Source organism: Pseudomonas indica NBRC 103045 (assembly GCF_002091635.1).
Classification (GTDB): domain Bacteria; phylum Pseudomonadota; class Gammaproteobacteria; order Pseudomonadales; family Pseudomonadaceae; genus Pseudomonas_M; species Pseudomonas_M indica.
On sequence record NZ_BDAC01000009.1, the window covers coordinates 15,283 to 28,089 of the forward strand.

Annotated in this window: 11 protein-coding genes and 1 pseudogene; all 12 read right to left on the reverse strand. The window is 63.9% G+C overall.

Going from position 1 to position 12,807, the window contains the following annotated elements; translation table 11 throughout:
• Window positions 1-37 precede the first annotated feature (37 nt).
• Window positions 38-1,367, reverse strand: a pseudogene (locus PIN01S_RS12255) (IS4 family transposase).
• A gap of 118 nt (window positions 1,368-1,485) precedes the next feature.
• Complete coding sequence (gene trpC, locus PIN01S_RS12260) at window positions 1,486-2,322, reverse strand: indole-3-glycerol phosphate synthase TrpC (protein ID WP_084335957.1); 837 nt, start codon at window positions 2,320-2,322, stop codon at window positions 1,486-1,488.
• On the reverse strand, window positions 2,319-3,365 hold the full coding sequence (trpD, locus tag PIN01S_RS12265) for an anthranilate phosphoribosyltransferase (RefSeq protein WP_084335958.1): 1,047 nt from the start codon (window positions 3,363-3,365) through the stop codon (window positions 2,319-2,321). The genes trpC and trpD overlap by 4 nt, the downstream gene beginning before the upstream one ends.
• 9 nt (window positions 3,366-3,374) lie before the next feature.
• Window positions 3,375-3,968, reverse strand: coding sequence for an aminodeoxychorismate/anthranilate synthase component II (locus tag PIN01S_RS12270; RefSeq protein WP_084335959.1), 594 nt, complete (start codon window positions 3,966-3,968; stop codon window positions 3,375-3,377).
• Window positions 3,969-3,979: 11 nt separating this feature from the next.
• The gene (trpE, locus tag PIN01S_RS12275; protein WP_084335960.1) at window positions 3,980-5,461 is read right to left on the reverse strand and encodes an anthranilate synthase component I; all 1,482 of its coding nucleotides are present in this window, start codon (window positions 5,459-5,461) and stop codon (window positions 3,980-3,982) included.
• A gap of 199 nt (window positions 5,462-5,660) precedes the next feature.
• Window positions 5,661-6,350, reverse strand: a complete 690-nt coding sequence (locus tag PIN01S_RS12280) for a phosphoglycolate phosphatase (RefSeq protein WP_084335961.1) — start codon at window positions 6,348-6,350, stop codon at window positions 5,661-5,663.
• Window positions 6,347-7,021, reverse strand: a complete 675-nt coding sequence (gene rpe / locus PIN01S_RS12285) for a ribulose-phosphate 3-epimerase (RefSeq protein WP_084335962.1) — start codon at window positions 7,019-7,021, stop codon at window positions 6,347-6,349. The genes PIN01S_RS12280 and rpe overlap by 4 nt, the downstream gene beginning before the upstream one ends.
• A gap of 72 nt (window positions 7,022-7,093) precedes the next feature.
• Window positions 7,094-8,134: an ABC transporter substrate-binding protein gene (locus tag PIN01S_RS12290; RefSeq protein WP_084335963.1), complete on the reverse strand. Its 1,041-nt coding sequence runs from the start codon at window positions 8,132-8,134 to the stop codon at window positions 7,094-7,096.
• Between the two features lie 72 nt (window positions 8,135-8,206).
• Window positions 8,207-9,034 (reverse strand): ABC transporter permease, encoded by an 828-nt coding sequence (locus PIN01S_RS12295; protein ID WP_084335964.1) that lies wholly within the window; start codon window positions 9,032-9,034, stop codon window positions 8,207-8,209.
• Between the two features lie 76 nt (window positions 9,035-9,110).
• Window positions 9,111-10,358: an ABC transporter permease gene (locus PIN01S_RS12300; RefSeq protein ID WP_084335965.1), complete on the reverse strand. Its 1,248-nt coding sequence runs from the start codon at window positions 10,356-10,358 to the stop codon at window positions 9,111-9,113.
• Between the two features lie 92 nt (window positions 10,359-10,450).
• Complete coding sequence (locus tag PIN01S_RS12305; protein ID WP_084335966.1) at window positions 10,451-11,482, reverse strand: ABC transporter substrate-binding protein; 1,032 nt, start codon at window positions 11,480-11,482, stop codon at window positions 10,451-10,453.
• 41 nt (window positions 11,483-11,523) lie between these two features.
• Window positions 11,524-12,642 carry an ABC transporter ATP-binding protein gene (locus PIN01S_RS12310; RefSeq protein WP_084335967.1) on the reverse strand — a complete coding sequence of 373 codons (1,119 nt, stop codon included), beginning with the start codon at window positions 12,640-12,642 and terminating at the stop codon, window positions 11,524-11,526.
• Window positions 12,643-12,807 lie beyond the last annotated feature (165 nt).

The window sequence follows — 12,807 nt, forward strand, 5'->3', positions numbered from 1 at the left end:
AGCGCACAAGAAAAAGCCGGCAAATGCCTAATGCCAGTCAGTTAAGCTGACTGGCATTTTTATTTCTGGGCGGATACTTGGAGGGTTTTGGCCTGACCGCTCGGGGGTAACACCGATCCTCCCGCCGATGCGGCAGCACGTAATGCATGGCTGACGCATGCAGTTCTGCCAAGTCTTTGGGGATGTTGCCCGGATGCCGTAGGGAAAGGCCATTGAGTAACCCGAGGATCGCCCAGGTGCAGGCGGTGAAGCTCATTTCGCAGGGGTAGATGCCGGGACAATGGCGACTCATTTCCAGCATCTGGTAGCGCAGCAGGTTGTAGCCCAGCAGTACTCCCCAGAGCTCTTGCTCGATCATTTCCGGCGTCTTGCTGCGCAACATGTAGCGGCTGTCCAGCAGGCTCTGCTTCATCTCCCGGTAGCCCAGTTCGATTTCCCAGCGCTGACTGTACAAGTCGACGATTTCCTCTGACGGGAAGCGCAGGGGATCGGTCATCGAGGTCAGGATCTGGCGCACCTTGCCCTTGACTGTCTTGCTCAGGAGCCGCGCCTGCAGGGTTTCCGGCAGGTCTGGCCATTGCTTTCGCGCCTGCGCCGAGATCGGCAGGCTGACGATGATATCCTGGCGGCCCAGCCGGTGGATGACGTCATAGCGAGCCCCCTTGCGCAGCGGGATCAGCCAGTGACGCTGGGTGCCGGCCTGCTGCCAATGGTGCAACAAGCCCAGGGAGTAGAAGCCGCGGTCGAACAGGGTCAACGAGTGATCGGGTGTACTGGCGACCAGTTGCTCGGCCAGTTTCATTTCGTTGCTGTGGTAACCGCGAAGGCGCTGCTGACCAACAGGTGACTGGTCAATTCCATCTGACACACCATGCGCACCTGTGGAAAACCGGTATCGCCATACTGGTTGGTGGAGCTGGCGTAGCGGTCGCGGTTCTCCTGCGTATCGGGCGTGCGCCAGACCACACCGTCGACACTGAGCAGGCGCAGCCCCATCCAGCTCGGATGATTGGCCGAGGCATGCCAGCGCTGCTGCGTCAGGGCGAACACTTCACGTACCGCCTGGCTGCCCAGGCGCTGGCGTCCTTGAACCACGGCGCTGGGGGCCACCAAGGGGCGCTGTCCGGGTAGCATGATGTCCATCTGGTTGACGACATCCCAGGCCGACATCCGGCGAAACAGGGCATCCCAATCACGCACCAAATCATCGCCTCCAGAGGCAGCCGCCTCTTGCGCAGAGTCGCTACCCCTGCGGTCTCGAAGGCCGACCGGACCAGTTCGGGGTCAAGCAGCTCGCCAAGTCCATCGAGTGCATGGGCGGTGCTGGCGATTTCGTGGGTAAGGGCTAGCGCACGTGAGAGCCGCATAAAAAATCCGATGCCTGAAACAGGCATCGGATTCTGCTTGTAGCTCGCCAGACGTCAAGGCTGGGGCTTAACTGACTGGCATTAGGCAAATGCCGGCTTTTTTCCATTCGAGCCGCCATCAACCCGGATCGGCCCCCATTACCGCGCGCGTTTTCTCCGGGAAGAACAGGCGCTGCAATTCCAGGCCGGGGTTCTCGGCACGCATGAAAGCCTCTCCGACCAAGAAGGCATAGACCTCACTGATTTCCATCAGTTCCACATCGGCCCGATTGAGAATGCCGCTCTCGGTGACCACCAGGCGGTCGCGCGGAATCCGCGGCAGCAGGTCGAGCGTGGTTTCCAGACTGACCTCGAAGGTGTGCAGGTTGCGGTTGTTGATACCTAGCAAGGGGGTATCCAACGTCTTCAGCGCCCGCTCCAGCTCATCGCCATCATGCACTTCGACCAGCACATCCAGACCGACATCCTTGGCGGTGGCCGCCAGTTCCGCCATGCGCACATCGTCCAGGGCGGAGACGATCAACAGGACGCAATCGGCGCCCAAGGCCCGCGACTCGACGATCTGGTAAGGGTCGATCATGAAGTCCTTGCGGATCACCGGCAGGCTGCAGGCCGCACGGGCTTCCTGCAAATAGGCATCGGCACCTTGGAAAAAGTCCACATCGGTCAGCACCGACAGGCAGGTCGCCCCGCCCTCTTGGTAACTCCGGGCGATTTCCGTCGGCACGAAGTTCTCTCGCAATACGCCCTTGCTTGGCGATGCCTTCTTGATCTCGGCAATCACCGCCGGCTGCTTGCGCTTGGCCTGCTCCAGCAGGGCCTGGGCAAAACCACGCGGCGCGTCGGCGTCACGGGCCAGTTGCTCCAGCTCCGCCAACCCCAGGCGCGCCCGGCGTTCGGCCACTTCCTCCGCCTTGCGGGCGATGATTTTCTCCAGAACGGTCGGCAGACTCACGCTTCATTCTCCTGTCGGAACACCGCGGTAAAGGACACCAGCTCTTCCAGCTTCTCGCGTGCCAGGCCGGTGTGCAGCGCATCATGGGCCAACTGTATGCCCTCCTTCAAACTGCTGGCATGGTCCGCGGCATACAGGGCCGCGCCAGCGTTGAGCACGATCATGTCGGCAGCCTTCTGCCCGTTTTCCGTCTTGCGACGGCCGAGCGCATCGCGGATCAGCTCCAGCGATGCCAGCGGCGTCTCTACAGTCAGGCCGATCAGGCTCTGGCTCTTGATGCCGAAATCCTCCGGCTGAATGCTGTATTCGCTAACGACGCCATCCTTCAGCTCGGCGACATGGGTCGGCGCGGCGAGGCTGATCTCGTCCAACCCATCCTGGGCATGCACCACCAACACATGCACGCTGCCGAGCCGCTGCAACACTTCCGCCATCGGCCGGCACAGCGCCTGGCTGAACACCCCGATGACCTGATGCTTGACGCCCGCCGGATTGGTCATCGGGCCGAGCATGTTGAAGAGAGTACGCAGCGCCAGTTCCCGGCGCGGGCCGATGGCATGCTTCATCGCCCCGTGATGGGCCGGCGCGAACATGAAGCCGACCCCGACGGACTCGACGCAACGCGCCACCTGCTCCGGCGTCAAGTTCAGGTAGACACCTGCCGCCTCCAGCAGATCGGCGCTGCCGCTCTTGCCGGAAACTGCGCGATTGCCATGCTTGGCTACCTTGCCGCCCGCCGCCGCTACCACAAAGGCCGCCGCGGTGGAGACGTTGAAGATATTCATGCCGTCGCCGCCGGTGCCGCAGGTGTCCACCAGACGCTCGGCCTGGATGTTCACCGGTGCCGCCAGCTCACGCATCACCTGGGCGGCCCCGACGATTTCGTCGATGGTCTCGCTCTTCATGCGCATGCCCATCAGGAAGGCGCCGATCTGTGCGTCGGTGCACTGCCCGGTCATGATTTCCCGCATCACCGATTGCATTTCCTCGGTGGTCAGGTCCAGTTGGCCGACGATACGGCTCAGCGCGCCCTTGATATCCATCACTGCTCCTTAGCGGCGACCGCCGGTCTGTTTCAGGAAGTTGGCGAACAGCTCATGCCCTTGTTCGGTCAGGATCGATTCGGGATGGAACTGCACGCCTTCGACGTTCAGAGTCTTATGGCGCAGCCCCATGATTTCGTCCACCTCACCGTTCTCAAACTGGGTCCATGCGGTAATTTCCAGACAGTCCGGCAACGTCTCGCGCTTGACCACCAGCGAGTGGTAGCGGGTGACGGTCAAGGGGTTGTTCAGGCCGGCGAAGACGCCCTGGTTCTCATGAAATACCGGGCTGGTCTTGCCGTGCATCACCTGGCGGGCACGCACCACATCGCCGCCGAACGCCTGACCGATGCTCTGGTGCCCCAGGCAGACGCCCAGGATCGGCAATTTGCCGGCGAAGCGCTCGATCACAGCCAGCGAAACACCAGCTTCGGTCGGGGTACAGGGGCCGGGGGAAATGACGATGCGCTCGGGATTCAGCGCCTCGATCTCGGCGACACTCAGCTCGTCGTTGCGGATCACCTTGACGTCCTGGCCCAGTTCGCCCAGGTACTGCACCACGTTGTAGGTGAAAGAGTCGTAGTTATCGATCATCAGCAGCATGGCAGACTCCTTCACTTCGCGGTCTGTTCGGCAAGGGCGACGGCACGGAACATGGCGCGCCGCTTGTTCAGGGTTTCCTCCCACTCCAGCGCGGGCACCGAGTCGGCGACGATACCCGCGCCGGCCTGGACATGGAGTTCGCCGTCCTTGATCACCGCCGTGCGGATGGCGATGGCGGTGTCCATGTTGCCGTTCCAGGCCAGATAGCCGACGGCGCCGCCGTAGACGCCACGCTTGACCGGCTCCAGCTCGTCGATGATTTCCATGGCGCGGATTTTCGGAGCGCCGGACAGCGTACCGGCCGGCAGGATCGCCCGCAGCGCATCCATCGCACTCATGCCCGCCTTCAACTGACCGGTAACGTTGGACACGATGTGCATCACGTTGGAATAGCGCTCGATGACCATTTTCTCGGTCAAGCGGACCGAACCCGTCTCCGAGACCCGGCCGACGTCGTTGCGGCCCAGGTCGATCAGCATCAGGTGCTCGGCCAGTTCCTTGGCATCCGAGAGCAGGTCCTTCTCCAGCGCCACGTCGGCTTCCTCGCTGGCGCCACGCGGGCGGGTACCGGCGATCGGACGGACCGTCACCAGATTGTCCTCGACGCGTACCAGCACTTCCGGCGACGAGCCCACCACGTGGAAATCGCCGAAATTGAAGAAGTACATGTAGGGCGTCGGATTGAAGCAGCGCAGGGCGCGGTAGAGATCGATAGGTGCCGCCTGGAAGGGAATGGACATGCGCTGGGAGATCACCACCTGCATGCAGTCGCCGGCCAGGATGTATTCCTTGATCGCGTCGACCGCCCGCTCGTAGTCCCCCCGGCTGAAGCTGGAACGGAACTCGGGCTCGCAGCCGGCCGGGGCGTTCAGGTCGACCCCGAGCCGTGGCGTAATCGGCCGGCGCAGCCGCTCCAGCAAGTCCTGCAAACGAGCCTGCCCCTGCTCGTAGGCGTTTTCCTCGGCCGGATCGGCGAGGACGATGGCGTGAATCTTCCCGGCCAGGTTGTCGAATACCACCACGGCATCGGAGACCATCAGCAGGATATCCGGTGTCCCCAGCGGATCGGGATTCGGACACTGGGCCAGCTTGGGCTCGACGTAGCGCACGCTGTCATAGCCGAAGTAGCCGACCAGCCCCCCGTTGAAGCGCGGCAGCCCGGGCAGCGTCGGCACGCGATAGCGCGCCTTGAAGGATTCGACGAAGGCCAGCGGATCGGCGCAATCGTCATGCCGCTCCACCTCGACGCCATCGGTCGCGATGCTGACGCGATGCCCATAAGCACGCAGCACGGTGCGGCTGGGCAGGCCAATAATGGAGTAACGGCCCCACTTCTCGCCGCCCTGCACGGATTCCAGCAGGTAGGAGTTCGGCGCGTCGGCCAGTTTCAGGTAGATGGACAGCGGGGTATCGAAATCGGCCAACGTCTCGCAGGCCAAAGGAATGCGGTTATAGCCGGCATCGGCCAGGCGCAGGAATTCTTCGCGGTTCATGGATCAGCCTCGTGGCTTGAGGGTAACGGTCGGGTGCAAACGCGCCGGCGATCCGGCGACAGACGAGATCAGGCGCGCCAGCGCCAACGGGCCAGGGCCTTGATGACCTTCATCCAGAGTTTGCAGGTGACCACCACGATCTGATCTCTCGGCGGGGTTTGAAGACGTCCGGCCACACTAGCGCAGGCGCCGGCCCGAATCAACCGCCCGGCAGCAGCTGGCGCAGATCATCGAGAACCAGCGCCGGATTTTCTTCGGCGATGGGACGGCCATGGTTATAGCCATAGCTCATCGCCACGCAAGGCACGTCCGCCGCCCTGGCCGCCAGCACATCGTTGCGCGAATCGCCGATGAAAAGCGCATCGGCCGACGCTACGCCGGCCTTGTCCAGCACCCAATGCAAGGCCGCCGGATCGGGCTTCTGCTGCGGCAAGGTATCGCCGCCGACGATCCAACGGAAATAGCCGCCGAGCCCTTTCTCCTCCAGCAGCGGCGCGACGAAGCGCTCCGGCTTGTTGGTCACCACGGCCAGGGGAATACCCTGTGCCTTGAGCCAGTCCAGGGTCGGAGGGACGCCGGGATAGACGGTGGTCAAGCAGTGGCTGTCGGCGTAGACCTGCATGAATATCTGCAAGGCCCGCTCGGCTTCGGCGTCGTCGACGTGCTCATGCTGCAACCCACCGGCCAGCGCGCGGCGCACCAACACCCGGGCACCGTTACCGACCCACTCGCGCACCCGCTCCAGCCCCGCCGGCGCCCGGCCGAAATCGGCCAGCATACGGTCGACGGCTGCCGCCAGATCGGGGACGGAATCCATCAGGGTGCCGTCCAGATCGAACATCACCAGGCGCGGCAGGCGCCCGGGAAACAGTTGCGCGAGCCCGTTCATGCCTTGGCCTGGGCCAGCTCGGCGCGCATCGCGTCGATCACCGCCTTGTAGTCGGGTTGGTTGAAGATCGCCGAACCGGCGACGAAGGTATCCGCGCCCGCCTCGGCAATCTCGCGGATGTTCTTCACATTCACGCCGCCATCGATCTCCAGGCGGATGTCGCGCCCCGAGGCGTCGATCAGCGCGCGCGCTTCGCGCAGCTTGCCGAGGGTCCCCGGGATGAATTTCTGCCCGCCGAAGCCGGGGTTCACGCTCATCAGCAGGACCATATCGACCTTGTCCATGACGTACTTGAGCACGTCCAGCGGGGTCGCCGGATTGAATACCAGGCCCGCCTTGGCGCCGCCGTCGCGGATCAGTTGCAGGGAGCGGTCGATGTGCTCGGAGGCTTCCGGGTGGAAGGTGATGTAGCTGGCGCCGGCCTCGATGAAGTCGCCGATGATGCGGTCCACCGGCTTGACCATCAGGTGCGCGTCGATCGGCGCGGTGATGCCGTACTTGCGCAGCGCCGCGCAGACCATCGGGCCGATGGTCAGGTTGGGCACGTAGTGGTTGTCCATCACATCGAAATGGACGATGTCGGCCCCGGCGGCGAGGACCTTGTCCACTTCCTCGCCGAGGCGGGCGAAGTCGGCGGAAAGGATCGACGGAGCAATGGCAAAGGGCTGCATGGCGCACCTCGGGAAATCACGGAGGCGCGCATTGTACCCGAGAGAACCGCCTCGCCGCGCGGACGACCGTCGTCAGGGGCGTGCCAGCCAGCGCTCGAAGCGCTGCTCCAGTTCGTCGCCGTGTTCGATCCAGAACTCCACGCCCATGGGCAATGCCTGCGCCATGTTCGCCGGCGCGGTGGGCAGGCGCGCCACCCGCTCGGGCGCAAGGCCGGCCAGCGCCCCGCTGTTGACCGGCCCGTAGGGAATGCGCTCGGCAAAAACCTGCTGCGTCTCCCGTTGACTGGCGAAGCGGATGAACTGAAGCGCCTCGCGGCTGTTGAAGCTGCCGCTGGGGATAGCCCAGTAATCGAAGTCGTAGATGCTGCCCGGCCATACCAACTGCAGGGCGGCACCCTGGTCCTGGGCCGCGCCGATGCGTCCGCTGTAGGAAGCACTCATCAGCAGACTGCCGTCATTCAAACCCCGGATGGGCTCCTCACCGGCCTGCCACCAGCGGATATACGGCCTGAGCTGATCGAGCTTGTCGAACGCCATGTCCACTCCCTGCCGTGTCGCCAGACGGGCATAGACCTGCTCCGCCGGCACGCCGCTGGCCAGCAGGGCGAACTCCAGGTTGTACTTGGCGCCCTTGCGCAGTCCACGATTACCGGGGAAGCGCTGCACATCCCAGAAATCGGCCCAGCCCTGCGGCGCCTGCGACAATCTCTGACTGTCGTAGGCCAGCACCATCGACCAGACGAACGTGCCCACGCCGCACGGGCGTAGTGCACCGGGAATGAACGCCTGGGTATCGCCCAACTCCTGCGCATCCAGGGGCTGGAACAGGCCCGTCTCGCAACCGCGCACCAGCTCCGGCGCTTCCACCTCGACCACGTCCCAACTGACATGCTGCGCCGCCTGCATGCGCCGCAACTTGTCGAAGTCACCGTTGTAGGAGCCATTGATCACCACCGTGCCGGTGGTCGCCTTGAACGGCTTGTAGAAGGCATCGCGCTGGGCGTCGCGCGTCGCGCCGCCGAACGAGACCACCATCAGTTGCGCGGCGAAACCGGTGCTCGCGGCACCGAGGCAGAGAGCGGCCAGAGTCCAGCGCAGGCTGTGCTTGAGCATCGAATGTCTTCCTTGTAGAGAGGACGGCCGTCCGGGCGCAGCCGTCATGCCGGTGCCTGACAGCCCCGGCGATCAGGCGGGCTGCTGGGTACGCATCTTCTCGCTGCGGCCACGCAGCCATTCGAGGGTCAGCAACAGCAGGACCGAGAAACCGATCAGCAGCGTCGCGGCGGCGGCGATGGTCGGGCTCAGGTTCTCGCGGATACCGCTGAACATTTGCCGCGGCAGGGTCGCCTGTTCGGGGCCGGCGAGGAACAGCGTCACCACCACCTCATCGAACGAGGTGGCGAAGGCAAACAACGCGCCGGAGATCACGCCGGGCGCGATCAGCGGCAGGGTGACCCGGAAGAACGCCGTCAGCGGCGAGGCACCGAGGCTGGCGGCGGCGCGCACCAGATTGTAGTTGAAGCCCTGCAGGGTCGCGGAGACGGTGATGATCACGAAGGGCACGCCGAGCACCGCGTGCACCAGGATCAGCGACAGGTAGCTGTTGCCGAGGCCCAGGGGAGCGAAGAACAGGTAGCTGGCGACACCGATGATCACCACCGGCACCACCATCGGCGAGATCACCAGGCTCATGATCAGCGCCTTGCCGCGAAACTCGCCACGGGTCAGACCGATGGAGGCCAGGGTGCCGAAGACCATCGCCAGCAGGGTCGCGGCCGGCGCGATGATCATGCTGTTCTTCAGCGAACGCATCCATTCCGCCGAGGTGAAGAAGGCCTCGTACCAGCGCAGGGAGAAGCCCTGCAGCGGATAGACCAGGAAGGAGCCGGAGTTGAACGACAGCGGCACGATGACCAGCACCGGCAGCACCAGGAACAGCAGCACCAGCGCGCAGATGCCGCGCAGGGTGTAGAACCAGACCCGCTCGGCGGGCGACATATAGGGGCTCAGCATGGCCTACTTCTCCAAACGCATCGTCTCGGGTCCGTGGACCCTCTAGAAGCCCCGGCGCGCGGCCGAGGCGCGCCGATCAACCCAAGCGCAGCCGGTTGGCGCCGACCAGCCAGCTGTACACCACGTAGAGCACCAGGGTGGCGAACAGCAGCAGCCCGCCGAGGGCCGTGGCCATGCCCCAGTTGATGGTGGTGTTGGTGTAGAAGGCGACGAAGTAACTGATCATCTGGTCGTTCGGGCTGCCCAGCAGCGCCGGGGTGATGTAGTAGCCAATAGACAGGATGAACACCAGCAGGCAACCTGCCCCCACGCCCGCCACGGTCTGCGGGAAGTACACCCGCCAGAAGCTGGCGAACGGGTGGCAGCCCAGGGAGATAGCCGCACGCATGTACGTCGGCGAGATGCCCTTCATCACGCTGTAGATCGGCAGGATCATGAACGGCAGCATGATGTGCACCATAGCGACGTAGACCCCGCTGCGGTTGAACACCAGTTGTAGCGGCTGGTCGATCAGGCCGAGCTTGAGCAAGGCACCGTTGATCAGGCCGCCGGACTGCAGCAGCACGATCCAGGCCGCTACCCGCACCAGGATCGAGGTCCAGAACGGCAGCAGCACCAGGATCATCAGCAGGTTGCTCTGGCGTGTCGGCAGGTTGGCCAGCAGGTACGCCAGCGGATAGGCCAGCACCAGGCAGATCGCGGTGATCACCGCGCCCATCCAGAAGGTGCGGGCAAAGATGTCCAGGTAGATCGCCTGGTCCGGCGTGGCCGGCGCCAGCTCGCCGAGGTCGTCGATCCGATGATCGAGGGCGGCCAGCAGGTAGTACGGGGTAACCGCATGGGTGTTGCGGCGGATCGCCTGCCAATAGGCCGGATCGCCCCAACGCTCGTCGAGCCCTTCCAGCGCTTCTCTGTACGAGGCCGGCTCACTGTCGAACGGCAGCGCCCGCGCGGTCTTGCTCAGCAGGCTGCGATAGCCGGCCAGCTCCATGTTCAGACGCTTGGACAGGTCGCCCAGGGCTTGCTTGGCGCCCTTGGCGCTCAAATCCGTGGCCAGGGCACGGTAAACCGCTTCCGGCGGCAGGGATTTTCCATCCCAGTCGCGGATGGCTTCTACGGTCTGCGGCAGCGCCGTCACCACTTCCGGGTTCTTCACGCTCTTGTAGAGCAACGCGGCGATCGGCACCAGGAAGGTCAAAAGGAGGAAGAGCAGCAGGGGCAGGATCAGCGCCTGCGCCTTGAACCGGTTGAAGCGCTCGGCACGCGCCAGACGCTGCTTCAGGCTGGGGCCGGCGACCTCGTTCAGGGGCACTGCGATGGCCATGGCGAACTCCGCAAGGAGGGCCGCCCGAGGGCGACCCGGAAACTAGGAAATCGGAATCGGCCCTCCCCCTCGCCGGGAGAGGGCCAGCAGGCTTACTTCGCTGCCCAGGCGTTGAAACGCTGTTCCAGTTGCTCGCCGAAGTCGGCCCAGAAGGTCACGTCCATGGCCACCTGGTTGGCGATGTTTTCCGGGGTGGTCGGCATGTCCTTGAGCAGCGCCGGGTCGAGCAGCGAGACCGCCTGCTTGTTGGCCGGACCGTAGGCGATGTTCTCGGAGTAGATCTTCTGCTGCTCGGGCTTCAGGCTGAAGGCAATGAACTTCAGTGCTTCATCCTTGTTCTTCGCGCCCTTCGGAATGGCCCAGGCGTCGAAGTCATAGATGCCGCCGTCCCACACCACCTTCAGGTTGCTTTCCTTCTGCACCGCAGCGATGCGCCCGTTGTAGGCCGAACTCATCACGACGTCGCCGGAGGCGAGGTACTGCGGCGGCTGGGCGCCGGCTTCCCACCACTGGATGTGCGGCTTCAACTCGTCGAGTTTCTTGAAGGCGCGCTCCTGGCCGTCCTTGCTCGCCAGAACCTTGTAGACGTCCTTCGGCGCGACGCCGTCGGCCATCAGGGCGAATTCCAGGGTGTACTTGGCGCCCTTGCGCAGGCCACGCTTGCCGGGGAATTTCTTCACGTCCCAGAAATCGGCCCAACTGGTCGGTGCGGATTGCAGTTTGTCGGCGTTGTAGGCCAGTACGGTGGACCAGACGAAGAAGCCTACGCCACAGAGCTGCGCGGCGCCGGGGACCAGGTTGTCCTTGCCGCCCAGCACGCTGTAGTCCAGCTCTTCGAACATGTCTTCGTCGCAGCCGCGGGAGAGTTCCGGCGACTCCACTTCGACCAGGTCCCAGGTCACGCTGTTGGTGTCGACCATGGCTTTCACCTTGGCCATCTCGCCGTTGTACTCGCCGGCGATGATCTTGTTGCCGGTGGCAGCTTCGAAAGGCTGGTAGTAGGCCTTGGCCTGGGCGTCCTTGTTCGCGCCACCGAAGGAAATGACGGTCAGGTCGGCCGCCAGCAAGGGAGTGGAAGAAGCCATGGCGACGGCCAGGGCGGCGACTTTCAAGCGAAACGACATAGTGTTCTCCTTTCTTGTGTTTGGCAGATTTGGAACGCGAGTCAGTTTGCTGGGAGTGCGTCCAAGGCGCGGACGTGTTCGAGTTGCCAGCCCAGCGGCACAACGTCGCCCACCGCCAACGCCGGATCGAGCTCGGCGATGGGTTGTTTGACGAAGAAGTCGGACTGACCACAGACCTCCAGACGGATGCGCACGTGGTCGCCCAGATAGATGAATTCCGCCACCCTTCCGGAGAAGCGGTTGGTACAGGCGTCGCTGCCGCCATTGAGGCGAACTCGCTCGGGACGGATCGACAGAGTCACCGGATCGCCCGGCTGGCCGACGTTCACCGCCAGCGCCTCGACCTTTTCGCCGCGCGGCAGGCCGATCACACAGCGCTCACCCTCGCGGCTGAGCAACTGTCCACTGAGCCGGTTGTTTTCGCCGATGAAGTTGGCGACGAAGCTGTTCTTCGGGTGTTCGTACAGGTTGCGCGGTGCGTCGATCTGCTGGATTTCGCCCTGGTGGAACACCGCCACGCGGTCAGACATGGTCAGCGCCTCACCCTGGTCGTGGGTGACGTAGACCACAGTGACGCCGAGCCGCTCGTGGAGGTGCTTGATCTCCATCTGCATGTGCTCGCGCAGTTGCTTGTCCAGTGCGCCGAGCGGTTCGTCCATCAGCACCAGCTGGGGTTCGAACACCAGGGCGCGGGCCAAGGCCACGCGCTGCTGCTGGCCACCGGAAAGCTGGGCCGGGTAACGGCCGCCGAAAGCGTCGAGCTGCACCATGGACAGCGCGCGCTTGACCCGCTCGCCGATATCCGGCTTGGCCAGGCCGCGTACCGTCAGGGGAAACGCCAGGTTCTCCGCCACAGTCATGTGCGGGAACAGCGCATAGTTCTGAAACACCATGCCGATGTCGCGCTTGTGCGGCGGCACATTGTTGATGGAGCGGCCAGCGAGGAGGATTTCCCCGGAAGTGGGGGTTTCGAAGCCGGCCAGCATCATCAGGCTGGTGGTCTTGCCGGAACCGGACGGCCCCAGCAGCGTGAGGAATTCGCCTTTGCGAATGTCCAGGTTGAGGTCTTTGACAATGAGCGTCTCGCCGTCGTAGCTCTTCTGCACGCCACGGAAGCTGACCAGCACGTCGCTCGCCCCAGTCGTTGTAGTCCCGACCATCACCGCACCTTGTTGTTATGGTTGCCGTTGTCAATAAGCCTAGATAAGGCGAAACGGCGCGCAAATCGGCGCTGGGGAGAGATTGCTATAGGGGGCTGCGAGAATGTCGTGTAGGGCTCGCCCTACACGCTTGTCGCTTTTGGATAAGTCACCAACACAACCATC